This window comes from Streptomyces sp. OZ13, from assembly GCF_052068155.1.
In the GTDB taxonomy this organism is placed as follows: domain Bacteria; phylum Actinomycetota; class Actinomycetes; order Streptomycetales; family Streptomycetaceae; genus Streptomyces.
Genome location: NZ_JBQHCZ010000012.1, coordinates 85691 through 111999 on the forward strand (window position 1 = coordinate 85691; position 26309 = coordinate 111999).

Consider the following 26309-nt stretch of genomic DNA (forward strand, 5'->3'; position numbering starts at 1 on the left):
GGGTGTACTGATCCCGCGCCTGGCAAGGTCGTCGGTGAGCGATCGATCGGCCCGGGCAGGCCGGGCCACGACCAGGGGGAGAACATCCATGCTGAGCAAGCGCATCGGCGCCACGATCCTGCTCGCCGCGACTCTCACCGGGGCGTTCGCCCCGGTGGCAGCGGCCCGGCAACACGATCCGGTGCAGCGGCAGCTGGATCTGCTCGTCGACCGGGACGGGGTGCCGGGTGCCCTCGCGTACGACGGCAAGGTGACGCGTACCGCAGGCGTCGCGGACCTGGAGTCGGGCAGGCCGATGGTCGATGCGCAGGGCCGGTTCCGGGTGGCCAGCAACACCAAGGCACTCACCGCGGCAGCCGTGATGCGCCTGGTGGCGGACGGGCGGATACGGCTCGGCGACCGCGCGGGCACCTACGTGCCACAACTCGCCGGACACGCCGTCACCGTACGCCAGTTGCTCAAGCAGACCAGTGGGATCCCGGAGTACACCACGCTCGTCGACTGGAGCCTGCCGCCCGGCACGCCCGAGGACCATCTCGATCTCGCGCTCAAGGAAGAGCCCGGCTTCGAGCCCGGCACCGACTGGGGCTACTCCAACACCGACTACCTGGTGCTCGGCATGCTGATCGACAAAGTGGCGGGGGTCGATTTCCGCACATACATCGAGCGCACCGTTCTGCGTCCGCTGCGCCTGGACGACACCTACTGGCCCGCGCCCGGCGAGCTGCACCTGCGCGGACCGCACGCCCGCAACTACGGCATCCACCCGGCACGTCCGGAGGCGGGCCGGGTGGACATGACCGAGCTGCCCGGGTACGAGTTCGGTGCGTCCGGCGGGCTCGTCTCCACCCCCCGAGGACCTCAACGCCTTCTGGGACGCCCTGTTCGGCGGTCGGCTCCTTCCCGGTCGGGCCCTGCGCCTGATGACCCATGACACCACCGATGTCGGCGGCCGCGACGTCTACCCGGCGGGCAGCCGGTACGGCTACGGCGTCGCTTCGATCCCGCTCAGCTGTGGTGGCGTCTACTGGGGCCACGGCGGCGATCTGCCCGGCGACTCGGTCGGGGGCGGCCGGGCCACGGCCGACCGCGGCACCGTGACCGTCTGCACCACGACCTGGGCGGCCGAAGGCAAGAGCCTGCGCCACCTCCAAGGGGCGGTCGACGCGGCCCTGTGCGCCAGGTGAGTCCTTTGCGTCACCTTTCGTCGCTCACCGCCGCTTGACGCCGGAATGCGCCCCACCGTGAAGCCGGCGCCGCGTCCCGTGGTGCACCCCTGAAACCGTCGAAGGGCCGCCGCTCCCCGCTTGGGGAACGACGGCCCTTCCAGGCACTGAGGGGACGTCAGAGCACGCGAACCGCGCCGCTCGCCGGGTACCCGGACAGGTCCTGGATGACGACGCCCTTGCTGGGGTTCGCGGCGTCCAGGTACTGGCCGTCACCGATGTAGACGCCCGTGTGGTACGCGGAACCGGCGCCGCCCCAGTAGAGGATGTCGCCCACCTGAAGGTTGGAGGTGCCGACCTGCGTGCCGGCCAGCGACTGGTCCTGGGAGACACGCGGCAGGTCGATGCCGACGGTGCGGTACGCGGCCTGGACCAGGCTGGAGCAGTCCCAGGCGTTGGGGCCGGTGGCGCCCATGATGTACGCGTCGCCGAGCTGCGCCTTGAGGAAGGCGACCACGGTGGCGGCGCTGCCCGTGGCGGTGCCGGTGGAGGCGGAGGCGGAGAGCGTGGTGCGCTCGGAGTCGCGGGACGCGCGCTCCTGGGCGGCGGCCTCGGCGCGCTTGCGCGCCTCTTCCTTCTCCTTGGCCTCGGCCGCGCGGTCGGCCTCGGCCTTGGCCTTCTCGGCGGCCTTCGCGGCCTTGGCGGCGGCGGCCTCTTCCTGGGCCTGCAACTGCGCCTGGAGCTCGAGGTCGAGGGCGACCTGCTGCGTGGCCTCGGCGGACTGGGCGACCGCGGCCAGGGAGTCGGCGGTGAGCAAGGGCATCTCGATGGTCTCGGTCACCGGCTCGGCGTTCGCCGGCCCGGCAGCACCGGCCACCGCGATGGTGCTGAGGAAGCCACCGGCAACTCCGGCCCGTATCGCCATTTTCGAGGCGCTGCGGCGGGGCTTCCGGTGGCTGGGTATGTGAGCGGTGTGGGACATGAGTACAACCGCTATCAGGGCGGGACGGTTCCCTTCAAGAAACGTGTGTTGCGCCACAGTTACGACCGGAACCTCTGAATCCGCTGCGCATGGACCCTTATTGACGCCGTAACGGGCAAACCGGTCACACATGATCACAGCTGTGATCATGGGCTTTCCGTAAAAGGTCCGAATTGCCGTGGGCTTACCACCCCTTTACGTCGTTGGCCAAGCCCGCTTTTGTTGAACTCTTGAATGAGTGGCGCAGGTCACAGAATGGTCAACGTCCGCATGCTCGGGAGGCCGTGGGTCGGCGCTCCGGTCCACCGCGATCCGCCCGATCCCACTGCCGAGTGACCCGGCGGTCCAATATCACCCGATGCGGTCCATCTCGAATTTGCGTGCACCCGTCACTGCTTGATAGGGCACCCCGCCTCCGACCAGCGGTAACGGCTCCAGATGTCACGTCTGGTGATCACCCGGGAGCTTCGCGTACGAAGATCACTGCTCATCCGGCTTCATGATCCTTCGTCGGGTGGTGGAGATCACAAACTCGATGCCCGACCCCGTGTCGCAGATCACAGACCGACAGGCATAGGATGCGGGTTCCGGGCTTGTGAACTGCCTCACATGTGCACGATCTTCGGCACGATCTTCGAGGCGGCGAGTGATCGCCCGGGTGCGGTCCAACGGTCAAGGACGACTGGAAGGAGCGGGGAGGGTGAATGCTTACGCGCCCATCCTTGTGCTCGGCGCCCTCGGGGCAGGGTTTGCGATCTTCTCCGTGGTCATGGCCACGCTTATCGGCCCCAAGCGGTACAACCGGGCAAAGCTCGAAGCGTACGAGTGCGGCATCGAGCCCACACCTACGCCCGCCGGAGGCGGACGCTTTCCGATCAAGTACTACCTGACGGCGATGCTCTTCATCATTTTCGACATCGAGATCGTCTTCCTCTATCCCTGGGCCGTCACCTTCGACGCCCTGGGGATCTTCGGGCTCGTGGAGATGCTGCTCTTCGTGCTCACCGTCTTCGTCGCCTATGCGTATGTATGGCGGCGCGGCGGCCTGGAATGGGACTGAGGGGCTGAGGGGCACACCATGGGACTCGAAGAGAAGCTGCCGAGCGGTTTCCTGCTGACCACCGTCGAACAGGCCGCGGGCTGGGTGCGTAAGTCATCCGTCTTTCCCGCGACGTTCGGTCTGGCCTGCTGCGCCATCGAGATGATGACGACCGGCGCCGGCCGGTACGACCTGGCGCGTTTCGGCATGGAGGTCTTCCGCGGATCGCCGCGCCAGGCCGACCTGATGATCGTGGCCGGCCGGGTGAGCCAGAAGATGGCGCCCGTCCTGCGCCAGGTCTACGACCAGATGCCCAACCCCAAGTGGGTCATCTCCATGGGCGTTTGCGCATCATCGGGCGGAATGTTCAACAATTACGCGATTGTGCAGGGTGTTGATCATATTGTCCCTGTTGACATCTATCTGCCCGGTTGCCCCCCGCGTCCCGAGATGCTGATGGACGCGATCCTCAAGCTCCACCAGAAGATCCAGAGCTCCAAGCTCGGTGTGAACGCGGAGGAAGCGGCCCGGGAGGCGGAGGAGGCGGCCCTCAAGGCGCTCCCGACGATCGAGATGAAGGGGCTGCTGCGATGACGGACCAGCCGAATCCCGAGAAGGACCTCTCCGCGCAGAACCTTCCCGGCCAGCGCGGCGAGCACGGCGAGGAGATCCGCGTCCAGCGCGGCATGTTCGGCGCCAACAACGGAGGGGACACGTCCGGCTACGGAGGGCTCGTCCGCTCCGTACGGCTGCCCGGGCCGGCCACCCGCCCCTACGGCGGCTGGTTCGACGAGGTGGCCGACGAACTCGAGGGCGCGCTCGAGGAGCAGGGCATCGTCCCCGAGAACGCCATCGAGAAGACCGTCGTCGACCGCGGCGAACTGACCTTCCACATCGCGCGCGAACACCTGCTGCACGTGGCGAGGACACTGCGTGACGACCCGGCGCTGCGCTTCGAGCTCTGCACCGGGGTCAGCGGCGTGCACTACCTGGAGGACAAGGGCCGGGAGCTGCACGCCGTCTACCACCTGCGCTCGCTGACCCACGGCCGGCTGATCCGGCTCGAGGTCTCCGCCCCGGACCGCGACCCGCACGTCCCGTCACTGGTGTCGGTCTATCCGACCAACGACTGGCACGAGCGCGAGACCTACGACTTCTTCGGGCTCGTCTTCGACGGCCACCCCGCCCTCACCCGGATCATGATGCCGGACGACTGGCAGGGCTTCCCGCAGCGCAAGGACTATCCGCTCGGCGGCATCGCCGTCGAGTACAAGGGCGCCCAGATCCCGGCTCCGGACCAGCGGAGGTCGTACTCGTGACTACACCGTCTGCACACGCACGCGAAACCACCGAAGGCCCCGTCTACACGGTCACCGGTGGCGACTGGGACGAGGTCGTCCGGTCCGCGGCCAAGGCCGACGACGAGCGCATCGTCGTCAACATGGGCCCGCAGCACCCCTCCACGCACGGAGTGCTCCGCCTTATCCTCGAGATCGACGGCGAGACGGTCACCGAGGCCCGCTGCGGCATCGGCTACCTCCACACCGGCATCGAGAAGAACCTCGAGTACCGGACGTGGACGCAGGGCACCACCTTCGTGACGCGCATGGACTACCTGACGCCGTTCTTCAACGAGACGGCGTACTGCCTCGGCGTGGAGCGGCTGCTCGGCATCGAGGACCAGATCCCCGACCGCGCGACCGTCATCCGCGTCCTGCTGATGGAGCTCAACCGCCTCTCCTCGCACCTGGTGTGCATCGCCACCGGAGGCATGGAGCTCGGCGCCACCACGATCATGATCTACGGATTCCGTGATCGTGAACTCATTCTCGACATCTACGAGCTGATCACCGGCCTGCGCATGAACCATGCGTACATCCGGCCCGGCGGACTCGCGCAGGACCTGCCCCCCGGCGCGGTCGACCAGCTCCGCGAGTTCGTGAAGACGATGAAGAAGAACCTGCCGGAGTACGACAAGCTCGCCACCGGCAACCCGATCTTCAAGGCCCGTATGCAGGACGTCGGGTACCTGGACCTGACCGGCTGCATGGCGCTCGGCGCGACCGGACCGATCCTGCGCTCGACGGGCCTCGCCCACGACCTGCGCAAGACCGACCCGTACTGCGGCTACGAGACGTACGACTTCGACGTACCGACCGCCGACACCTGCGACTCCTACGGCCGCTTCCTCATCCGCCTCGAGGAGATGCGGCAGTCGCTGCGGATCGTCGAGCAGTGCCTGGACCGGCTCGAGCCGGGCCCGGTGATGGTCGCCGACAAGAAGATCGCCTGGCCCGCGCAGCTCGCACTCGGCCCCGACGGTCTCGGCAACTCCCTGGACCACATCAAGAAGATCATGGGCACCTCGATGGAGGCCCTGATCCACCACTTCAAGCTGGTGACAGAGGGGTTCAGGGTGCCGGCCGGGCAGGCGTACGCCGCGGTCGAGTCACCGAAGGGCGAACTCGGTGTCCATGTCGTCTCCGACGGCGGGACCCGCCCCTTCCGGGTCCACTTCCGGGACCCGTCGTTCACCAACCTGCAGGCCATGGCGGCCATGTGCGAGGGCGGCCAGGTGGCCGACGTCATCGTCGCCGTCGCGTCCATCGACCCCGTGATGGGAGGCGTCGACCGATGACGGACGTATCGCTGGGCATGCCGCAACTGCCGGCCCCGGACTATCCGGCCGAGGTGCGCGCCCGGCTCGAGGCGGACGCGAAGGAGATCATCGCCCGCTATCCCGGCAGCCGGTCCGCCCTGCTGCCGCTGCTGCACCTGGTGCAGTCGGAGGAGGGCCATGTCTCCCGCACCGGCATGCGCTTCTGCGCCGAGATGCTGGACCTGACCACGGCCGAGGTGACCGCGGTCGCCACCTTCTACTCGATGTACCGGCGCCGGCCGTCCGGCGACTACCAGGTCGGCGTCTGCACCAACACGCTCTGCGCGGTGATGGGCGGCGACGCGATCTTCGAGGAGCTGAAGGAGCACCTCGGCGTCGGCAACAACGAGACGACCGAGGACGGCAAGATCACCCTCGAGCACATCGAGTGCAACGCGGCCTGCGACTTCGCCCCCGTGGTGATGGTCAACTGGGAGTTCTTCGACAACCAGACGCCCGAGTCCGCCAAGCAGCTCGTCGACGACCTGCGCGCCGGCGAGCAGGTCGTCCCCACCCGTGGCGCGCCGCTGTGCACCTACAAGGAGACGGCCCGCATCCTGGCCGGCTTCCCCGACCAGCGGCCCGGCGCGGTCGAGGCAGGCGGCGGCGCGGGGCCCGCGTCGCTCGTCGGGCTCAAGCTCGCCAAGGGCGAGGCCGCTCCGGCGCGCGTGGTCCACCCGCGCGGCGAGTACCCGAAGGACCGTCCGCAGGCCGGATCCGAGCACCTCAGCTCGCACGACGCACCGCAGAAGACTTCGGCATCCGACCCGGACAACCCGGCCGGACCTGTCGCGGAGGGTGAGTGATGACCTTGTCCACCGAGTACGACGGCGGCTCCCGGCCGGAGGTCGGGGGAGAGAGCAGCCCTGAAAAGCTCCTCTCCCCGGTCCTGTCGGCCTTCTGGGACGATCCGCAGTCGTGGACGCTCGCGACCTACCGCAGGCACGACGGCTACGAGGGCCTGCGCAAGGCGCTCGCCATGTCGCCCGACGACCTGATCGCGTACGTCAAGGACGCCGGTCTGCGCGGCCGCGGCGGCGCCGGCTTCCCCACCGGTATGAAGTGGCAGTTCATTCCGCAGGGCGACGGCAAGCCGCACTATCTCGTCGTCAACGCCGACGAGTCGGAGCCCGGCACCTGCAAGGACATTCCCCTTCTCTTCGCCAATCCGCACTCCCTCATCGAGGGAATCGTGATCGCCTGCTACGCGATCCGCTCCAGCCACGCCTTCATCTACCTGCGCGGCGAGGTCGTCCCCGTCCTGCGGCGGCTGCACGAGGCCGTGCGCGAGGCGTACGAGGCGGGATTCCTCGGCAGGAACATCCTCGGCAGCGGCCTCGACCTGGAACTCACCGTGCACGCGGGCGCCGGCGCCTACATCTGCGGTGAGGAGACGGCGCTGCTGGACTCCCTGGAAGGCCGCCGCGGCCAGCCCCGGCTGCGGCCCCCCTTCCCCGCGGTCGCCGGCCTGTACGCCTGCCCCACTGTGGTGAACAACGTCGAGTCCATCGCGTCGGTTCCCGCGATCCTCCACAAGGGCAAGGACTGGTTCAGGTCCATGGGCAGCGAGAAGTCACCGGGCTTCACGCTGTACTCGCTCAGCGGTCATGTCGCGAGCCCCGGCCAGTACGAGGCGCCGCTCGGCATCACCCTGCGCCAGCTGCTCGACATGAGCGGCGGGATGCGGCCCGGCCACCGGCTGAAGTTCTGGACGCCCGGCGGTTCGTCGACCCCGATGTTCACCGACGAGCACCTCGACGTACCACTGGACTACGAGGGCGTGGGTGCCGCCGGTTCGATGCTCGGCACCAAGGCGCTCCAGTGCTTCGACGAGACGACCTGCGTGGTGCGGGCCGTCACCCGCTGGACCGAGTTCTACGCACACGAGTCCTGCGGCAAGTGCACGCCCTGCCGCGAAGGGACGTACTGGCTCGTCCAGTTGCTCCGCGACATCGAGGCGGGGAAGGGTCTCATGTCCGACCTCGACAAGCTCAACGACATCGCCGACAACATCAACGGCAAGTCGTTCTGCGCCCTCGGCGACGGCGCCGCCTCGCCGATCTTCTCCTCGCTCAAGTACTTCCGCGACGAGTACGAGCAGCACATCACGCAGGGCGGTTGCCCCTTCGACCCTGCCAGGTCGACGGCCTGGGCGGACAAGCACATGGAGGTGAACGCATGACGGTCACGACGTCTGCCCCCTCCGGGGGCTCCGAGGCCCCGGTCCCGCCCGAGGACCTCGTGACGCTGACCATCGACGGCATCGAGATCTCCGTCCCCAAGGGGACGCTGGTCATCCGGGCCGCCGAGCTCCTCGGCATCGAGATCCCGCGCTTCTGCGACCACCCGCTCCTCGACCCGGCCGGCGCCTGCCGCCAGTGCATCGTCGAGGTGGAGGGCCAGCGCAAGCCGATGGCCTCCTGCACCATCACCTGCACCGACGGCATGGTCGTCAGGTCGCAGCTCACCTCGCCCGTCGCCGAGAAGGCGCAGAAGGGCGTGATGGAGCTGCTGCTGATCAACCATCCGCTGGACTGCCCGGTCTGCGACAAGGGCGGCGAGTGCCCCCTTCAGAACCAGGCCGTCTCGCACGGCCAGGCCGAATCACGGTTCGACGGCAAGAAGCGCACCTTCGAGAAGCCGGTACCGCTCTCCACGCAGGTGCTGCTCGACCGTGAGCGATGCGTGCTCTGCGCCCGCTGCACCCGCTTCTCCAACCAGGTGGCGGGCGACCCGATGATCGAGCTGCTGGAGCGCGGCGCGCTCCAGCAGGTCGGCACCGGTGAGGGCGACCCGTTCGAGTCGTACTTCTCCGGGAACACCATCCAGATCTGCCCGGTGGGCGCGCTGACCTCGGCCGCCTACCGCTTCCGCTCCCGCCCCTTCGACCTGGTGTCCTCGCCGAGCGTGTGCGAGCACTGTGCGGGCGGCTGCGCCACCCGCACCGACCACCGCCGCGGCAAGGTCATGCGGCGCCTCGCCGCGGAGGACCCGGAGGTCAACGAGGAGTGGCTGTGCGACAAGGGCCGCTTCGGCTTCCGCTACGCCCAGCAGCGTGACCGGCTCACCACGCCGCTCGTCCGCAACGAGCGGGGTGTGCTGGAGCCGGCGAGCTGGCCGGAGGCGCTGGAGGCCGCGGCCCGCGGTCTCGTCAAGGGCCGTACCGGCGTCCTCACCGGCGGCCGGCTGACCGTCGAGGACGCCTACGCGTACGCCAAGTTCGCCCGGGTCGCCCTCGACACCAACGACATCGACTTCCGTGCGCGGGCGCACTCCGCGGAGGAGGCCGACTTCCTCGCGGCGCGGGTCGCGGGGCAGGGCAGGGACCTGTCCGGCACCGGAGTCACCTACTCGTCGCTGGAGAAGGCCCCGGCGGTGCTGCTCGCGGGCTTCGAGTCGGAGGAGGAGGCCCCCGGCGTCTTCCTGCGGCTGCGCAAGGCCCACCGCAAGCACGGACAGCGCGTCTTCTCCCTCGCCACGCACGCCACCCGCGGCCTCGAGAAGGCGGGCGGGACCCTGCTGCCCGCGGCCCCCGGCACCGAGACGGAGTGGCTGAACGCCCTCACCTCGGGCACCGGCCTCGACGAGGCCGGCGCGAAGGCGGCACAGGCGCTGCGCGCCGAGGGCGCGGTGATCGTGGTCGGCGAACGGCTCGCGGCCGTGCCCGGCGGTCTCACCGCCGCCGTGCGCGCCTCGGCCGCCACCGGCGCACAGCTGGTGTGGATCCCGCGCCGCGCCGGAGAGCGGGGCGCCGTCGAGGCGGGCGCGCTGCCGTCGCTGCTGCCGGGCGGCCGCCCGGCGACCGACCCGCGGGCCCGTACGGAGACCGCGGAGGTCTGGCGGGTACGTGAACTCCCGCACCGCTACGGCCGCGACACCGGCCAGATGGTCGAGGCCGCGGCCACCGGCGAACTGGGCGCCCTGCTCGTCGCGGGCGTCGAGGTCGCGGACCTGCCCGACCCGGCGCGGGCGCGAGAGGCGCTCGACGCGGTCGGGTTCCTCGTGTCGCTGGAGCTCCGCCCCAGCGAGGTCACCGAACGGGCGGACGTCGTCCTCCCGGTCGCGGCCGTCGCGGAGAAGCCCGGCACCTTCCTCAACTGGGAGGGCAGGGCCCGGATGTTCGAGGCGGCGCTCAAGCCCGAGCAGATGACCCGGACCCTCGCGCCGACCGACGCACGGGTGCTGCACATGCTGGCCGACACGCTCGACGTGCCCTTCGGCCTGCCGGACCTCAGGTCCGTCCGCACCGAATTGGACCGGCTCGGCAGCTGGGACGGCCCCCGGGCCACCGAGCCGGCGCAGAGCGCCGAACCGCTGCCGAGGCCGGGCTCCGGCGAGGCGGTCCTCGCCGGGCACCGGCTCCTGCTCGACCAGGGCCTGCTCCAGCAGGGCGACGAGGCGCTGGCCGGCACCCGGCACGCCGCGGTCGCCAGGCTGTCGGCGGCCACGGCGGCGGAGACCGGCGTCAAGGACGGCGACGAGCTGGAGGTCCGCGGACCGGCCGGCTCCGTACGGCTGCCGCTCCAGGTGAGCGAGATGCCCGACCGGGTGGTGTGGCTGCCGATGAACTCCGTCGGCGGCGGCGTCACCACGGACACCGGGGCACGCCCCGGCGAGCTGGTCCGTATCGCGGCGGCGACGGGCGCGACGGAGGTGGAGGCATGACCGTCCTGGCATTGGAAGACCTGTCGATGTTCGGACGCGACCCCTGGTGGCTCGTCCTCATCAAGGCCGTGTTCTGCTTCGCCTTCCTGATGGTGACCGTGCTCTTCTCCATCGTGTGGGAGCGCAAGGTCGTCGCCTGGATGCAGCTGCGCATCGGCCCGAACCGGCACGGCCCCTGGGGCATGCTCCAGTCGCTCGCCGACGGCATCAAGCTGATGCTGAAGGAAGACGTCATCGTCAAGCGGGCCGACAAGGTCGTCTACGTCCTGGCGCCGATCGTGGCCGCGATCCCCGCGTTCATGGCGATCGCCGTGATCCCCTTCGGCCCGTCCGGCAACGAGGTCTCGATCTTCGGCCAGCGCACCACGATGCAGCTGACCGACCTGCCGATCGCGATGCTCTACATCCTCGCGATCGCCTCCGTCGGCATCTACGGCATCGTGCTCGCCGGCTGGTCCTCCGGCTCGACCTACCCGCTGCTCGGCGGTCTGCGCTCCTGCGCGCAGATGATCTCGTACGAGATCGCGATGGGCGCGGCGTTCGCCTCCGTCTTCCTCTACTCCGGGTCGATGTCGACCTCGGCGATCGTGGAGGCGCAGGCCGACCGCTGGTTCATCATCCTGCTGCCGGTCTCCTTCATCATCTACGTCGTCACGATGGTCGGTGAGACCAACCGCGCTCCGTTCGACATGCCGGAGTCCGAGGGCGACCTGGTCGGCGGCTTCAACACCGAGTACAGCTCCATCAAGTTCGCGATGTTCATGCTGGCCGAGTACGTCAACATGGTCACCGTCTCCGCCGTCTCCGTGACGCTCTTCCTGGGCGGCTGGCGGGCGCCGTACCCGATCTCCACCTTCTGGGAGGGCGCGAACCACGGCTGGTGGCCGATGCTCTGGTTCGTCCTCAAGGTGCAGCTGCTTCTGTTCTTCTTCATCTGGCTGCGGGGCACGCTGCCCCGGGTCCGCTACGACCAGCTGATGAAGCTCGGCTGGAAGGTCCTGATCCCGGTCTCCGTGGTCTGGCTGATGCTGGTGGCGACCGTGCGCGCGCTGCGCAACGAGAACTACGACTTCCAGCAGATCGTGCTGTACGTCGGCGGCGCGGTGATCGCGGTGCTGCTGCTCTCCCTCGTCGCCGACATGTTCCGCGGCCGCAAGGAGAAGGCCGAGGAAGCGGCCGCGCCGCCGCCCCCGGCCTTCGACCCGATGGCGGGCGGGTTCCCCGTACCGCCACTGCCCGGCCAGGAGTTGCCGCCGGTGCCCCGCAGGCGGCCCCGGCACGAGCGTGAGCTGATCGTCAGTGGCGGCCCCAATGACAGTGATGGTCCTCGGGACGGAAAGGAGGCTGACGGTGTCTGAGGAATCCCAGCGCAAGGAATCCGGTGGCAAGGAATCCGAGAGCACGTTCCTGAATCCGGTTGCCGGCTTCGGCGTGACCTTCAAGGCCATGTTCAAGAAGCGGCTGACCGAGCAGTACCCGGAGCAGCAGAAGGTCACGGCGCCGCGCTTCCACGGCCGGCACCAGCTCAACCGCCATCCGGACGGACTGGAGAAGTGCGTCGGGTGCGAGCTGTGCGCCTGGGCCTGCCCGGCGGACGCGATCTATGTGGAGGGCGCGGACAACACCGAGGAGGAGCGCTACTCCCCGGGTGAGCGGTACGGCCGCGTCTACCAGATCAACTACGCCCGCTGCATCCTGTGCGGTCTGTGCATCGAGGCCTGTCCGACCCGCGCGCTGACGATGACGAACGAGTTCGAACTCGCCGACTCGAGCCGCGAGAACCTCATCTACACCAAGGAGCAGCTGCTCGCCGGTCTGGAAGAGGGCATGGTCGACTCGCCTCACGCGATCTACCCCGGCATGGACGAACAGGACTACTACCGGGGCCTGGTCACCGAGGCCGCACCCGGCACGGTCCAGCAGGCCCCCGTCTCCAAGGATCAGCCGCAGGAGGGCGAGTCGAGCTTCGGCGAGGACGAGCCCGCCTCGAAGAAGGTGATCGGCGCATGAACACGCTCGCCGCATCCGTCACCTCCACCGGCGAGGCCGTGCAGTTCTGGGTCCTCGGCACGATCGCCGTGATCGGGGCGCTCTGCACGATCCTGATGAAGCGGGCCGTGCACAGCGCCCTGTGCCTGGCCGGGACGATGATCATCCTCGCGGTGTTCTACCTGGCCAACGGCGCGTACTTCCTGGGCGTCGTACAGATCGTCGTCTACACCGGCGCGATCATGATGCTGTTCCTCTTCGTCGTCATGCTCGTCGGCGTCACGGCCGCCGACTCGCTCAAGGAGACGCTGAAGGGGCAGCGCTGGCTCGCCGCGGCCTGCGGCCTCGGCTTCGGCATCCTGCTGATCGCCGGCATCGGCAACGCGTCCCTGAAGAACTTCAACGGACTGGGCGCCGCCAACTCCGCGCACGGCGGGAACGTCGAGGGCCTCGCGGCCCTCATCTTCACCAAGTACGTCTTCGCCTTCGAGATCACCGGCGCGCTGCTGATCACGGCGGCCGTCGGCGCGATGGTGCTCACCCACCGGGAACGCACCGAGCGGGCCAGGACCCAGCGCGAACTCTCCGAGCAGCGCGTCCGCGAGGGCAAGCATCTGCCTCCGCTGCCCGCGCCCGGTGTCTACGCCAGGCACAACGCGGTGGACATCGCCGGTCTGCTGCCGGACGGTACCCCGTCCGAGCTCACGGTCAACAGGACGCTGCGCGACCGCGGTCAGATCCGGGACGTCTCGACGGAGGCGCTCGACGACCTCAAGGCCCTGGAGCAGCGCTCCGAGGAGCGCCTCGGACGCGACCGGGACTCCCGGGACCGGGACGGACAGGAGGCCAAGCGGTGAATCCGGTCAACTACCTCTATCTCGCCGCCCTGCTGTTCACCATCGGCGCGGCGGGTGTCCTGATCCGGCGGAACGCGATCGTGGTGTTCATGTGCGTCGAGCTCATGCTCAACGCCTGCAACCTCGCGTTCGTCGCCTTCTCCCGTATGCACGGCAATCTCGACGGCCAGATCATCGCGTTCTTCACGATGGTCGTCGCCGCGGCGGAGGTCGTGGTCGGGCTCGCGATCATCGTGTCGCTGTTCCGCTCCCGCCACTCGGCCTCGGTCGACGACGCCAGCCTGATGAAGCTGTAAGGGGTCGGAAGAATCGTGGAGAACCTGATTGCGCTGCTCGTCGCGGCGCCCCTGCTCGGAGCGGCGGTCCTGCTGTGCGGCGGGCGCCGCCTCGACCGGACCGGCCACTGGCTGGGCACTCTGCTCGCCGCCGCGTCCTTCGTGGTCGGCGCGGTGCTGTTCGTCGACATGCTGGGCAAGGGTCCGGAGGAACGGGCCCTGCACCAGAAGCTGTTCAGCTGGATCCCCGTCGAGGGCTTCCAGGCGGACATCGCCTTCCAGCTCGACCAGCTGTCGATGACGTTCGTCCTGCTGATCACCGGTGTGGGCACCCTGATCCACATCTACTCGATCGGTTACATGGAGCACGACGAGCGGCGCCGCCGTTTCTTCGGCTACCTCAACCTCTTCCTCGCGGCGATGCTCCTGCTGGTCGTCGCCGACAACTACCTCCTGCTGTACGTCGGCTGGGAGGGCGTCGGTCTCGCGTCCTACCTGCTCATCGGCTTCTGGCAGCACAAGCCCAGCGCGGCGACCGCGGCGAAGAAGGCGTTCCTCGTCAACCGCGTCGGCGACATGGGCCTGTCGATCGCGATCATGCTGATGTTCACCACCTTCGGCACCTTCGCCTTCGGGCCGGTGCTGGGGGCGACCGGGGAGACCAGCGAGGGCATGCTGACGGCCATCGGCCTGATGCTGCTGCTCGCCGCGTGCGGCAAGTCGGCCCAGGTGCCGCTGCAGTCCTGGCTCGGGGACGCGATGGAGGGCCCGACCCCCGTCTCCGCCCTGATCCACGCGGCCACCATGGTCACCGCCGGTGTCTACCTCATCGTCCGCTCCGGCGCGATCTTCAACGCCGCCCCGGACGCGCAGCTCGCCGTCGTCATCGTCGGCGCGGTCACGCTCCTCTTCGGTGCGATCGTCGGTTGCGCGAAGGACGACATCAAGAAGGCGCTGGCCGGTTCCACGATGTCGCAGATCGGCTACATGGTCCTCGCGGCCGGCCTCGGCCCGATCGGCTATGCCTTCGCGATCATGCACCTGGTGACGCACGGCTTCTTCAAGGCCGGGCTCTTCCTCGGCGCCGGTTCGGTCATGCACGGCATGAACGACGAGGTGGACATGAGGAAGTACGGCGGTCTGCGCAAGTACATGCCGATCACCTTCGTCACCTTCGGTCTCGGCTACCTGGCGATCATCGGCTTCCCCGGCCTGTCCGGCTTCTGGTCCAAGGACAAGATCATCGAGGCGGCGTTCGCCTACGACGACGGGATCCGCGGCTGGATCTTCGGCGGTGTTGCGCTGCTCGGCGCGGGCATCACCGCGTTCTACATGACGCGCGTGATGATCATGACCTTCTTCGGTGAGAAGCGCTGGCAACCTGCGCCCGACCCGGACAAGGACGCGAGTGTCGAGCCCGGCCTCGAGGTGACCCCCGGCGAGATGCCGCACCCGCACGAGTCGCCCAGGTCGATGACGATCCCCATGATCGTGCTCGCCTTCGGGTCGGTCTTCGCGGGAGCGTTCTTCTCCATCGGCGACCGGTTCGCCAACTGGCTCGCCCCGGTGACCGAGTTCGAGCACCCGCACCCGGTGATCAGCGTCCCGGCCATCACGACAGCGACCATGGTCGTCCTGCTGGCCGGCGCTCTGATCGCCTACCTGATGTACGGGCGCCGGCCGGTGCCGGTCACCGCGCCGCGCGGCTCGCTGCTCACCCGGGCCGCCCGCCGCGACCTGCTCCAGGACGACTTCAACCACGTGGTCCTGGTCCGCGGCGGCGAGCACCTCACGCGGTCCCTGGTCTACGTCGACCACAGCCTGGTCGACGGAGTGGTGAACGGCACGGCCGCCTCGTTCGGCGGGCTCTCCGGCCGGCTGCGCAAGCTGCAGAACGGCTACGCCCGCAGCTACGCGGTCTCGATGTTCGGCGGTACGGCGATCCTGATCGCCGCGACCCTGCTGATGAGGGCGGTCTGACATGTCCTTCCCGATCCTGACGGCCACGGCGGTGCTCCCGGCGGTGGGCGCCATCGTCACCGCCGCCGTCCCCGCGGCGCGCAGGACCGCCGCCAAGTGGGTGGCCCTGCTCTTCTCGCTCGCCACGCTGGTCATGGCCGCGATCGTGCTCGTACGGTTCGAGCCCGGCGGCGACCGGTACCAGCTCACCGAATCGCACGCCTGGATCGCCGACTTCGGCGTCCGCTACGAGCTCGGTGTGGACGGCATCGGGGTCGTGATGGTGGCGCTCACCGCGCTGCTGATCCCGTTCGTCATCCTCGCGGGCTGGCACGACGCCGATCCTCTCGAGAACAAGTCGTCACGCTGGCGGCCCACTCAGGGCTTCTTCGCCCTGATCCTCATGGTCGAGGCGATGGTGGTCCTGTCCTTCGAGGCCACCGACGTCTTCCTCTTCTACATCCTGTTCGAAGCCATGCTCATCCCGATGTACTTCCTCATCGGCGGCTTCGGCGACCGCGCCCACTCCGGCACCGACGAGAACGCCGCCGCGCAGCGGTCGTACGCGGCGGTCAAGTTCCTGCTGTACAACCTGGCCGGCGGCCTGATCATGCTCGCCGCCGTCATCGGGCTGTACGTGGTCGCGGGCAGCTTCTCGCTCTCCGAGATCGCGGAGGCCAGGGCGAACGGCTCGCTGGAGATGGCGACCACCACCGAACGGCTGCTGTTCCTCGGCTTCTTCTTCGCCTTCGCGATCAAGGCGCCGCTGTGGCCGCTGCACACCTGGCTGCCCAACGCGATGGGCGAGGCGACGGCTCCCGTCGCCGTGCTCATCACGGCGGTCGTCGACAAGGTCGGCACCTTCGCGATGCTGCGGTTCTGCCTCCAGCTCTTCCCGGAGGCGTCGAAGTGGGCGACCCCGGCGATCATCGTGCTGGCGCTGGTCAGCATCGTCTACGGCGCGCTGCTGGCGGTCGGCCAGCGCGACATCAAGCGCCTGATCGCCTACGCGTCGGTCTCGCACTTCGGCTTCATCATCCTCGGCATCTTCGCCATGACCAGCCAGGGCCAGTCCGGCGCGACGCTCTACATGGTCAACCACGGCCTGTCCACGGCGGCGCTGATGCTGGTGGCTGGCTTCCTGATCTCGCGGCGCGGCTCGCGGCTCATCGCCGACTACGGCGGTGTGCAGAAGGTCGCCCCGGTGCTCGCCGGCACGTTCCTGATCGGTGGCCTGGCCACCCTCTCGCTGCCGGGGCTCGCGCCGTTCGTCAGTGAGTTCCTGGTCCTGGTGGGCACGTTCGCCGCCTATCCGGTGGCCGGGATCATCGCGACCTTCGGCATCGTGCTCGCCGCGCTCTACACCCTCGTCCTCTACCAGCGGACGATGACCGGTCCGGTGAAGGCCGAGGTGCGCGCGATGCCGGACCTCAGGGTGCGTGAACTGGCGGTGGTCGCACCGCTGATCGCCCTGCTGCTCTTCCTCGGTGTCTTCCCGAAGCCGCTGACGGAGATCATCAACCCGGCCGTGGAGCACACGATGTCCGACGTACAGAAGCAGGACCCCCGGCCCGATGTGGAGGCGGCCAAGTGAGCGCTACAGCTGTCCACAGCCTGTGGACAACGGCGGCGGAGGTCGAGCCCCTCGGCAAGATCCCCACGCCCCACATCGAGTACGCACAACTGGCGCCCGTGCTGATCGTCGTCGGCGCGGCCGTCCTGGGCATCCTGGTGGAGGCCTTCGTCCCGCGCAGGGCCCGCTACTACACCCAGTTGTTCCTCACGACCGTCGCGCTCGCGGCCGCCTTCGCCGCGGTCGTCGGGCTCGCGGCCGGCGGGTACGGCACCACCGAGAAGCAGATCGCGGCGATGGGCGCCATCGCCGTCGACGGCCCGGCGCTGTTCCTTCAGGGCACCATCCTGCTGGCCTCGCTGGTGTCGGTGTTCACCTTCGCCGAACGCCGGCTCGACCCGGCGGCGCACGGGAACCGCATCGACTCGTTCGCCGCGGAGGCCGCCGCCGTACCGGGCAGCGAGCACGAGAAGGCCGCGGTCAAGGCGGGGTTCACCACCACAGAGGTGTTCCCGCTCGTGCTGTTCGCGATCACGGGCATGCTGGTCTTCCCGGCCGCGAACGATCTGCTGACTTTGTTCATCGCCCTCGAGGTGTTCTCCCTCCCGCTGTACCTCCTGTGCGCCGTGGCCCGCCGCAAGCGGCTCATGTCGCAGGAGGCCGCGGTGAAGTACTTCCTGCTGGGCGCGTTCTCCTCCGCGTTCCTGCTCTTCGGCATCGCCCTGGTCTACGGCTACGCGGGCTCCGTCTCGTACGCCCGGATCGCGGACGTCGTCGAGGGCAGCGTGCGCACCATCGACCCGGCGCTCGCCGACACCATGGGCAACGACGCGCTGCTGCTGATCGGCGGCGCGCTGATCCTCATGGGCCTGCTGTTCAAGGTCGGCGCGGTGCCGTTCCACATGTGGACGCCGGACGTCTACCAGGGCGCGCCCACCCCGGTCACCGGCTTCATGGCCGCGGCCACCAAGGTCGCCGCCTTCGGCGCGCTGCTGCGGCTGCTCTACGTGGCGCTGCCGGGCCTCGCCTGGGACTGGCAGCCGGTCATGTGGGCGATCGCCATCGTCACCATGCTCGGCGGTGCGATCGTCGCGATCACGCAGACCGACATCAAGCGGCTGCTGGCGTACTCGTCGATCGCGCACGCCGGGTTCATCCTCGCCGGTGTCATCGCCACGACTCCTGAGGGCATCTCGTCCGTCCTCTTCTACCTGCTGGCCTACTCCTTCGTGACGATCGGGGCGTTCGCGGTCGTCACCCTGGTCCGCGACGCGGGCGGCGAGGCCACGCACCTGTCCAAGTGGGCGGGGCTCGGGCGGCGTTCGCCGCTGGTGGCAGCGGTCTTCGCGGTGTTCCTGCTGGCCTTCGCGGGCATCCCGCTGACCTCCGGTTTCGCGGGCAAGTTCGCGGTCTTCAAGGCGGCGGCGGAGGGCGGCGCCGGGGCGCTGGTCGTGGTCGGTGTGATCTCGTCGGCGATCGCCGCGTTCTTCTACATCCGGGTCATCGTGCTGATGTTCTTCAGCGAACCGAAGCCGGAGGGCCCGACGGTGGCGGTGCCGTCGCCGCTGACGATGACGACGATCGGGGTCGGCGTGGCGGTCACGCTGGCGCTCGGTCTCGCACCGCAGTACTTCCTGGATCTGGCGAGCCAGGCGGGCGTGTTCGTCCGCTGACGGACGGCACGTCGAGAAGGTCCGGCGTCTCCTCGGGGGAGAGGCCGGACCTTCGGCGTGTCCTACTGCTCGCGGGGCCGCCGGCGCTTGGTGGTGATCGCCGTCAGATCGAGATCGACGGCGAACGGCACATCGACCTTCATCCGGCCCCGGAAGATCCCGGTGCTGGTGTACTGGCCGGTGTTCGGTTCCAGCTCGAACACGTAGACCACGGCGCGGCCGTTGTCGTTCTCCACGCGCCAGTACACCGGGATGCCGGCCCGGGCGTACTTCAGCGGCTTGGTCTCCCGGTCCCGCGACATCGACTCGGTGGAAACGACCTCGATCGCGAGCCGCACGGTCTCGGCGGGGAAGCGGGTCTGCTCCGGGTCCTGGATCACATGCTCGGGCACGACGATCACATCGGGCTCCGGCCGGTTCTGCCGGTCGATGTCGACGGTGAACTCACGGACGACCTCGAAGTCCTCCGGCGCCAGCGACTGCAGCTGCCACTCGAAGAAGCTCACCGCTCGCGAGTGGAAAAGGGTCTGCGGACTCCACGAAGACGAGGCTCCCGTCGATCAGCTCCGTGTGCGGAGGCAGGTTCGGAAGCTTGTCCAGGTCGTCGGCGGTCCAGCCGCCCACGGGCGGGACCGGCCACTCGGCCCTTCGCGCCGTCGGTTCCACGCTCATCAGTGCTCCCATGGGACGGAGTCTCGCGGGCCTGTCCAGCGTATCGGGCGGAAACGGATCAACACCGGCGCACGTGTGAACGAGTCACCATTGGTTGACGTTCTCGGTCGGGAAGGCCGGGGCGGCACTGTTCCGTGCCGGTGCGACTCGTGCCATCGTGACCAGGATTGGTCTGGACCTGCCATGTCACTGGTGTGAGGGAGCTGCAGGTTGCGCGGCACCACAGTCCTGCCGGGGACGCCCGGCCCCGAACCGCAGCCGGGCGCACTGCCCATGCACCGCCTGGAGGTGCCGATGTCAAACGCGATGCCGTTCGCGATCGGCACCTTCGACACCATCGGCCCCATGTCCCGGGCCGCCTTCCCGCACCGGCACACCTTCTACGAGATCGTGCACGTCACCAGCGGGACCGGCGCCCATGTGGTCGACCTCTTCCGGTGGCGGCTGCGGCCGCCGCACCTGTGCGTCATCGCCCCCGGACAGGTGCACCACTGGGAGGGCGCGACGGGGCTGGAGGGATCCGTCGTGATCTTCACCGAGGACTTCCTGCTCGACCATCCCGGCGACCGGGAGCTGCTGCGGCGCCTGGGGGAGCGGCCCTGGCGGGACCTCGACGAGGCGACCCACGACCGGACCGCCCGGCTGATCGCCGACCTCGACGACGAGTACCGCACCGGCGCCGACGGTTTCGCGACCGTGCTGCGGGCCCTGCTGCACATCCTCGTCGTACGGGCCGCGCGCCTTCCGGAGCCGGCGTCCGCGCCGCCCCTCACCCGGCCCGGCGCTGTGGCGGAGGAGTTCGACCGGCTGCTCGCCCGTAACGACCCCGCCCTGTGGTCGGTGCGGGCGTGTGCCGAGCGCATCGGCGTCAGCGGCGGATATCTCGCGGAGGCGGTCAAGTCGGCCACCGGCAGGACCCCGGGCCGGCTCATCCGCGAGGCCCGCACCCACGAGGCCAAGAGGCTGCTGGCCAGGACGGACCTCACGGTGCGGCAGGTGGCGGCCCGTGCCGGCTTCGCCGATCCGGCGTACTTCTGCCGGTTCTTCAGGCGGGAGACAGGCGTGAGCCCCGGTGACTTCCGGCGCGGCAGGGACGTCGGAGGAGGTATTCACCACGACCACCGGCTCCAGTCCATCGTCCGGCCGCAGCCGCCTGCGTAGTTTCGTTGCCGACCCTCCCGCGCCCCCCACGAAGGAGCAGGCATGGACGGCGACACCGGCACGACCGGGAAACACCCCGAGGAGATCACCACAGAGGACTCACCGGCCCGGCACCCGAGCCGCAAGACGGTGCTGCGGGCGGCGCTCGCCGCGTCCGTGGCGGCGCCGATCGCCCTCGTGGGCGTGCCGGCGCCGGCACGCACCGCCTCGGCGACCGGCGAGTCCCCCGCCCTCACCCCCGAGTGCGACGACGGCGACGACCCGACGCCGCCGCAGATGGAAGGCCCCTACTTCAAGCCGAACTCGCCGCGGCGGTCCTCGCTGCTGGACGCGGGCACCCCGGGCACGCGGCTGACCGTGACCGGCTATGCCTTCGGGTCGGCCTGCCTCCCGCTGAGCGGCGTCCTGCTCGACTTCCGGCAGGCCGACGTCAACGGCGCCTACGACAACGTGGGCTTCCGCTTCCGCGGGCACCAGTTCACCGACGCCCGGGGCGCGTTCTCGCTCACCACGATCGTGCCGGGCCTGTACCCGGGCCGCACCCGGCATCTCCACGTCAAGGTGCAGGCGCCCGGCCGCCCGGTGCTGACCACCCAGCTCTACTTCCCGAACGAACCCCGCAACAACACCGACTCGCTGTTCGATCCGCGGCTGCTGATGACGGTGCGCGACAGCGGCGGCGCTCGGGAGGCGGCCTTCGACTTCGTGCTGAACGTGCCGCAGACACCGGGACCGGGCCCGACCTCACCTCCGCCCGGCGGCACCTGGGCCCTGGGCACGACGTACGCGCCGGGCGCCCGCGTGACCTACGGAGGCGTCACCTATGTGTGCCTCCAGGGGCATCAGGCCCGGCCCGGCTGGGAGCCACCGTCGGTCCCGGCGCTCTGGCGGGCCGAGCGACCACGGCGGGGCGCGGCTGAGGGGGCCGCGCGAAGGTCCGGCACCCCTGAGCCGGGGGGCCGGGCCTTCATCCCTCCCAGGAGGGCGTCAGGGCGCCGGGACGATGCGCCCCGCGACCTCACCGAGCCCGACCCGTACACCGTCCGGGCCCGGGGCCCAGGCCGTCAGCGTGACCACGTCGCCGTCCTCGAGGAACGTCCGCTTGCCTTCCGGCAGTTCGAGGGCGTCGCGGCCGTTCCAGGTGAGCTCGAGCAGCGAACCGCGCTGGTTCACCTCGGGGCCGCTGACGGTGCCGGAGCCGTAGAGGTCGCCCGTACGGAGGGAGGCGCCGTTGACCGTCATGTGGGCCAGCTGCTGGGCGGCCGTCCAGTACATGGTGTCGAACGGCGGCTCCGCGACGACCTGGCCGTTGATCGCCACCGAGATCCGTACGTCGAACCCGCCCGGCTCCTCCTCCGCCGAGTCGTCGAGGTAGGGCAGCAGCTCGACGTCACGGGCGGGCGGGGCGGTCCTGGCAGCGTCCAGTGCCTCCAGCGGGGTCACCCAGGCGGCGACGGACGTGGCGAAGGACTTGCCGAGGAACGGGCCGAGCGGCACGTACTCCCAGGCCTGGATGTCGCGCGCCGACCAGTCGTTGAGCAGGAAGAGGCCGAAGACGTGGTCGCGGAAGTCCGCGAGGGCCACGGGCTTCCCCTGCTCCGAGGGCGTACCGACGAGGAAGCCGACCTCGGCCTCGATGTCGAGCTTCACGGAGGGCCCGAAGACGGGCGCGGGGTCGGTGGGCGCCTTGCGCTGCCCCGAGGGGCGCACGACATCGGTGCCGGAGACCACGACCGTGCCGGACCTGCCGTGGTAACCGATCGGCAGGTGCTTCCAGTTGGGCGTCAGAGGCTCGCCGTCGGGGCGGAAGATCCGGCCCACGTTGGTGGCGTGGTGCTCGCTCGCGTAGAAGTCGACGTAGTCCGCCACCTCGTACGGGAGGTGCATCGTCACGGCGTCCAGCGGGTGCAGCAGCGGCTCTATGTCGGGCCGGTGCGCCGGCACGGTGACCCAGGCGGTGACGGCCCTGCGCACGTCGCGCCACGTCGTACGACCGGCCGCCAGCAGCGGGTTGAGACTCGGCCGGGCCAGCAGTCCGGCATAGGGGGAGCCGAGCGCGTGCGCGGCGGCGCCGACGTCGAGCACGTGGTTCCCGATCCGGACACCGAGCCGCCTGCGGTCGGGTTCGCCGGCCGTGGTGAAGACGCCGTACGGAAGGTTGTGCGGGCCGAAGGGATCGCCCTCGGCGAGATCGAGCGGGCTCTGCTCGGGCATCGGTGCTTGCCTCGCTTTCCACGGATGTGGGTGACACGTTACGTGGCCGCCCCACGGTCATGGCACCGCGCCGGGCAGCCGGTTCAGCCCGCCGGCCGGGAGACGCGCTTCTCCCAGGTGCGGTGGAAGACGATCTCGTCGCCGTGCCGGCACACCAGCTCGTCGGAGGTGACGAAGCCGGCCGCCTCGCGGCTGATCCCGGAGCGTGTCTCGACGCGCACGTCCCAGGCAGCCTCCGGCCGGTGCAGCCGGATCGTCCACTCGGCACGGGCGCGGGCGGACAGCGGGTCGCCGTCCTCGATCGTGTAAGTCTCGTGGCTCTCCTCCGTGTACTCCAGGCCGTCCGGGTGCACATGGGTGCCGCCGCGGTGGGGCGTCGCCGTGAGGGTCCAGCGGCCGGCCGGCACGTCGCGCGTGAGCAGCAGCCGCGGCGGCTGCTCGTCGAGCGTCTGGGGGACGGTGACCGGGGGCGCCGCGGAGTGCTCCGGCTCGGCGAAGCGGACGGGCTCCTCCCGCTCCTGTGCCCCGGGCCGTTGCCGGACCGGCAGGTCGAGCCGGGAGCCCGCCGGGTCGAGGGTGAAGCCCCCGGGGACCGGGTGCGGCCAGATCCACGGCCAGTACGCCGAGGAGACGGCGAGCCGGATGCGGTGCCCCGGTTCGAAGACGTGACAGGCCGCGGACAGCTCGAACGTCACGTCCTCCGCCGCGCCGGCGGGCCAGGGCACCGCACGCTCCGGGCCGCGGCGCGCGGCGAGGTTCAGTGCCCCGCGGGTGACGAGCGTGGAGAGGCCGTCGGGGGCGACGTCGCAGAGCCGCGCCACGACGACCCCGCCCGCGGCGGCGGGGCGCAGCCGCAGGGTGACCCGGGGGCGGCCGAGCACGGTGAGGGCGTCCTCTCCGACGGGGAACTCGAAGCACACCGACCGCGCGTCCTCCTCCCGCTGGTCGGGTGGCAGATCGCCGTCGTGGCCGACCGGCAGGAACCGCCCCGCGTCCGTCCCGGTGCGAAGCGGCGAGTCGACGACGACGGGGCCGCCGCCCAGCGCGTACGGGACGACGGTGTCCCGCGGCGGCGGCCACGTGTCCGTCCCGGTCCAGTGGCCCCGCGAAGGGTCGGCCGTTCCGAGCCGGCACCGCAGCAGCGGCTTTGACAGCACGCCGGTGTCCTTGTCCTTGAGCCAGTGGTCCCACCACCGGAGCGTCTCCTGGAGGAAGCCGATCGCCGGGCCCCGTCCCCGAGGGTGCTCCTGTCCGCGATCCTGATCGGGGTTCCGGTCCGGGTACTGGTGCGGCCATGGCCCGATCAGTCCGCGCACCCGGTCCGCGGGGAGTTCTCCGACCAGCCGCAGGACCGTGTCCCGGTACGGCGTGTGCAGTCCGCTCACGGCCAGCACGGCGGCCCGGACCGCCGCGGTGTCGTCGCTGACGCCGGCGCTGCGCCAGAACTCGTCGCGCAGCGGGTGGGCCAGCCAGGTGGGGGCCGTGGGGGTGAGGGCCTCCAGCCGCGCGAGCCACATCGCGAGCCATCCGTCGCCCGTGTGGAGCGGGTCGGGCGGCCGGGCCGCGAGTGCCAGCCGGCCCGCGGCCGTCGAGTGCAGCCCCTGGGCGGCGACGGCGCCGCCGGCGTAGGGGCCGTCGTTGTCGTACGGGTCGTCGCTCGCGTCCACGACCACCACCGCCCGCAGCGGTTTTGGCGCGAGTGCCGCGATCCGCAGCGCGCTCCGGCCGCCCGTGCCGATCCCGAACATGCCGACCCGGCCGCTGCACCACGGCTGCCGGGACAGCCACTCGATCACCGCGACGCCGTCGGCGAGCTCGACCGCGTCGTACTCCCCGCCGGGGACGCCGCCGCTGTTCCCGTGGCCGCGTACGTCGACCCGCACGGAGGCGTAGCCGTGGCCCGCGTACCAGGGGTGGCGTTCACCGTCGCGGACGGCCGTCGCGTCGGTGAGCCGGTGCGGCGCGTACTCGAGCAGCGCGGGCACGGGCTCGTCGGTGACCGGCCGCCACACCCGCGCGTACAGATCGACGGGTCCGCCGGCGTCCGCTGAGTCCGCGGGAATCCCCGGCGGTCCGGGCAGCGTGATGCGGAGATCCGTGTGGACGGTTTCGTACGGGAAGTCGGTACGGATACGCATGGCGGGACCTCGGCGGCGCGTGAGGGGCGGTGGTCCGACGGTAACCGTCAAATGGTTCATTTCCTACCATTGAGTCTGATCGCGAACATACCGGGGGTGGCGGGAAGGCGCTCATGGTGATCGAAAGGCGACCGGATACGCTGACTTGAGTGAATCCAGCGACACATCGACAATCCGTGTGATCGTCATCAGACAGGAGATCTCCTCGTGACCGTCGTCGAGCCGTTCGGGCTGAGCGTGCGGGACCAGGCTCTTGAGGCCGATGTCCGGACCGGGTTGTCGGCCGTCGAGGCGGGCCTGCTCGATGCCACCAAGAGCGAGGTCCCGTTCATCACGGAGGCCGCCCAGCACCTGGTGCGGGCCGGCGGCAAGCGTTTCCGGCCGCTGCTCGTGATGCTGGCGTCCCAGTTCGGCGACCCGTACGCGCCGGGGATCGTGCCCTCCGCCGTGGTCGTCGAACTCACCCATCTCGCGACGCTCTACCACGACGACGTCATGGACGAGGCGGACGTGCGGCGCGGCGTGGACAGCGCGAACAGCCGCTGGGGCAACTCGGTGGCCGTCCTGACCGGCGACTTCCTCTTCGCCCGTGCCTCCCACATCCTGGCCGACCTCGGCCCGGAGGCCGTGCGCATCCAGGCGGAGGCGTTCGAGCGGCTGGTGACGGGACAGATCCTGGAGACCGCGGGGCCCCGCGACGGCCGTGACCCGGTGGACCACTACCTCGACGTCATGGCGGGCAAGACGGGCTCGCTCGTCGCCGTCTCCGTACGCTTCGGCGCGATGATGGCCGGGGCCGACGAGCGGGTCGTCGACACCCTCACCCAGTACGGCGAGCGGCTCGGTGTCGCCTTCCAGCTCGCCGACGACGTGCTCGACATCGCCTCCGACTCCCACGAGTCCGGCAAGACCCCCGGCACCGATCTGCGCGAAGGGGTCCCCACGCTGCCGGTCCTGCGGCTGCGCGCCATGGCGGACGCCGACGGCCGGCCGGAGGACCTCGAGCTCGTGGCGCTCCTCGAGAGCGACCTGACGGACGACGACCGGCACGCGGAAGCACTGCGGCGGCTGCGTGAGCACCCCGCGCTCGAGCAGGCCCGCAAGGACACCGTGCGGTACGCCCAGGAGGCGCGGGCGATGCTCGCCCCGCTGCCGGACTGCTCGGCCAAGGCCGCCCTGGAAGAGCTGTGCGACGCGGTGGTCCACCGCGCCGGCTGATCCGGTCACGCCGACGAACCCCCTACGGGACGGGTGAGTTGCCGGGGCTCCTTCTCATCCCAGAGGGGT

21 protein-coding genes and 2 pseudogenes are annotated in these 26309 nt (G+C 70.0%); 19 read left to right on the plus strand and 4 right to left on the minus strand.

The annotated features are described in order from the left end of the window. Positions 1-88: 88 nt before the first annotated feature. Together ACTMTU_RS24755 and ACTMTU_RS24760 are read left to right on the plus strand one after the other, a co-directional pair. On the plus strand, positions 89-934 hold the full coding sequence (locus ACTMTU_RS24755) for a serine hydrolase domain-containing protein (protein WP_441265680.1): 846 nt from the start codon (positions 89-91) through the stop codon (positions 932-934). Then, a complete protein-coding gene (locus tag ACTMTU_RS24760; protein ID WP_441265681.1) occupies positions 924-1187 on the plus strand; it encodes a hypothetical protein in 264 nt (87 codons plus the stop codon). The genes ACTMTU_RS24755 and ACTMTU_RS24760 overlap by 11 nt, the downstream gene beginning before the upstream one ends. A gap of 157 nt (positions 1188-1344) precedes the next feature. On the opposite strand, the gene ACTMTU_RS24765 is transcribed toward ACTMTU_RS24760, so the two are convergent. Beyond that, positions 1345-2148: a C40 family peptidase gene (locus ACTMTU_RS24765; RefSeq protein ID WP_364586280.1), complete on the minus strand. Its 804-nt coding sequence runs from the start codon at positions 2146-2148 to the stop codon at positions 1345-1347. A 700-nt stretch (positions 2149-2848) separates the two neighbouring features. Here ACTMTU_RS24765 and ACTMTU_RS24770 point away from each other — a divergent pair. Genes ACTMTU_RS24770 through nuoN form a run of 14 tightly spaced genes read left to right on the plus strand, consistent with a single transcriptional unit; the run spans position 2849 to position 18837 of the window. Beyond that, on the plus strand, positions 2849-3208 hold the full coding sequence (locus ACTMTU_RS24770) for an NADH-quinone oxidoreductase subunit A (protein ID WP_003974383.1): 360 nt from the start codon (positions 2849-2851) through the stop codon (positions 3206-3208). An 18-nt stretch (positions 3209-3226) separates the two neighbouring features. Then, positions 3227-3781 carry a NuoB/complex I 20 kDa subunit family protein gene (locus tag ACTMTU_RS24775; RefSeq protein WP_018528252.1) on the plus strand — a complete coding sequence of 185 codons (555 nt, stop codon included), beginning with the start codon at positions 3227-3229 and terminating at the stop codon, positions 3779-3781. Next, positions 3778-4506, plus strand: a complete 729-nt coding sequence (locus ACTMTU_RS24780; protein WP_441265682.1) for an NADH-quinone oxidoreductase subunit C — start codon at positions 3778-3780, stop codon at positions 4504-4506. Before ACTMTU_RS24775 ends, ACTMTU_RS24780 begins: the two co-directional genes overlap by 4 nt. Further along, a complete protein-coding gene (locus tag ACTMTU_RS24785; protein WP_005313799.1) occupies positions 4503-5825 on the plus strand; it encodes an NADH-quinone oxidoreductase subunit D in 1323 nt (440 codons plus the stop codon). Before ACTMTU_RS24780 ends, ACTMTU_RS24785 begins: the two co-directional genes overlap by 4 nt. Then, positions 5822-6652, plus strand: a complete 831-nt coding sequence (gene nuoE / locus ACTMTU_RS24790; RefSeq protein ID WP_441265683.1) for an NADH-quinone oxidoreductase subunit NuoE — start codon at positions 5822-5824, stop codon at positions 6650-6652. The genes ACTMTU_RS24785 and nuoE overlap by 4 nt, the downstream gene beginning before the upstream one ends. Then, the gene (nuoF, locus tag ACTMTU_RS24795; protein ID WP_441265684.1) at positions 6652-8028 is read left to right on the plus strand and encodes an NADH-quinone oxidoreductase subunit NuoF; all 1377 of its coding nucleotides are present in this window, start codon (positions 6652-6654) and stop codon (positions 8026-8028) included. The genes nuoE and nuoF overlap by 1 nt, the downstream gene beginning before the upstream one ends. Next, positions 8025-10511 (plus strand): NADH-quinone oxidoreductase subunit G, encoded by a 2487-nt coding sequence (locus ACTMTU_RS24800; protein WP_441265685.1) that lies wholly within the window; start codon positions 8025-8027, stop codon positions 10509-10511. The genes nuoF and ACTMTU_RS24800 overlap by 4 nt, the downstream gene beginning before the upstream one ends. Then, positions 10508-11869: an NADH-quinone oxidoreductase subunit NuoH gene (gene nuoH, locus ACTMTU_RS24805; protein ID WP_441265686.1), complete on the plus strand. Its 1362-nt coding sequence runs from the start codon at positions 10508-10510 to the stop codon at positions 11867-11869. The genes ACTMTU_RS24800 and nuoH overlap by 4 nt, the downstream gene beginning before the upstream one ends. Continuing rightward, positions 11823-12521 (plus strand): NADH-quinone oxidoreductase subunit NuoI, encoded by a 699-nt coding sequence (gene nuoI / locus ACTMTU_RS24810; protein ID WP_441265687.1) that lies wholly within the window; start codon positions 11823-11825, stop codon positions 12519-12521. Before nuoH ends, nuoI begins: the two co-directional genes overlap by 47 nt. Next, positions 12518-13357 carry an NADH-quinone oxidoreductase subunit J gene (locus ACTMTU_RS24815; protein WP_441265688.1) on the plus strand — a complete coding sequence of 280 codons (840 nt, stop codon included), beginning with the start codon at positions 12518-12520 and terminating at the stop codon, positions 13355-13357. Before nuoI ends, ACTMTU_RS24815 begins: the two co-directional genes overlap by 4 nt. Beyond that, positions 13354-13653, plus strand: coding sequence for an NADH-quinone oxidoreductase subunit NuoK (gene nuoK / locus ACTMTU_RS24820; RefSeq protein ID WP_069927518.1), 300 nt, complete (start codon positions 13354-13356; stop codon positions 13651-13653). The genes ACTMTU_RS24815 and nuoK overlap by 4 nt, the downstream gene beginning before the upstream one ends. Positions 13654-13668: 15 nt before the next feature. Continuing rightward, positions 13669-15612, plus strand: coding sequence for an NADH-quinone oxidoreductase subunit L (nuoL, locus tag ACTMTU_RS24825; protein WP_441265689.1), 1944 nt, complete (start codon positions 13669-13671; stop codon positions 15610-15612). Between the two features lies 1 nt (position 15613). After that, positions 15614-17185: an NADH-quinone oxidoreductase subunit M gene (locus tag ACTMTU_RS24830; protein ID WP_441265690.1), complete on the plus strand. Its 1572-nt coding sequence runs from the start codon at positions 15614-15616 to the stop codon at positions 17183-17185. Further along, positions 17182-18837: an NADH-quinone oxidoreductase subunit NuoN gene (gene nuoN / locus ACTMTU_RS24835; RefSeq protein ID WP_441265691.1), complete on the plus strand. Its 1656-nt coding sequence runs from the start codon at positions 17182-17184 to the stop codon at positions 18835-18837. The genes ACTMTU_RS24830 and nuoN overlap by 4 nt, the downstream gene beginning before the upstream one ends. Before the next feature lie 62 nt (positions 18838-18899). Here nuoN and ACTMTU_RS24840 read toward each other — a convergent pair. Next, positions 18900-19509 (minus strand): annotated as a pseudogene (locus tag ACTMTU_RS24840) (Uma2 family endonuclease). A gap of 210 nt (positions 19510-19719) precedes the next feature. Between ACTMTU_RS24840 and ACTMTU_RS24845 the strand changes: the two are divergent. Together ACTMTU_RS24845 and ACTMTU_RS24850 are read left to right on the plus strand one after the other, a co-directional pair. Further along, positions 19720-20670, plus strand: a complete 951-nt coding sequence (locus tag ACTMTU_RS24845; RefSeq protein ID WP_441265692.1) for an AraC family transcriptional regulator — start codon at positions 19720-19722, stop codon at positions 20668-20670. Between the two features lie 42 nt (positions 20671-20712). Next, positions 20713-21564 (plus strand): annotated as a pseudogene (locus ACTMTU_RS24850) (carbohydrate-binding protein); the annotation flags it as partial. A gap of 93 nt (positions 21565-21657) precedes the next feature. On the opposite strand, the gene fahA reads toward ACTMTU_RS24850, so the two are convergent. After that, positions 21658-22884, minus strand: coding sequence for a fumarylacetoacetase (gene fahA, locus ACTMTU_RS24855; RefSeq protein WP_441265693.1), 1227 nt, complete (start codon positions 22882-22884; stop codon positions 21658-21660). An 83-nt stretch (positions 22885-22967) separates the two neighbouring features. Beyond that, entirely contained in the window at positions 22968-25022 is a 2055-nt protein-coding gene (locus ACTMTU_RS24860; protein WP_441265694.1) for a CocE/NonD family hydrolase, read from the minus strand. A 207-nt stretch (positions 25023-25229) separates the two neighbouring features. Between ACTMTU_RS24860 and ACTMTU_RS24865 the strand changes: the two genes are divergently transcribed. Continuing rightward, complete coding sequence (locus ACTMTU_RS24865) at positions 25230-26240, plus strand: polyprenyl synthetase family protein (RefSeq protein ID WP_441265695.1); 1011 nt, start codon at positions 25230-25232, stop codon at positions 26238-26240. The last annotated feature ends 69 nt before the right edge of the window (positions 26241-26309 follow it).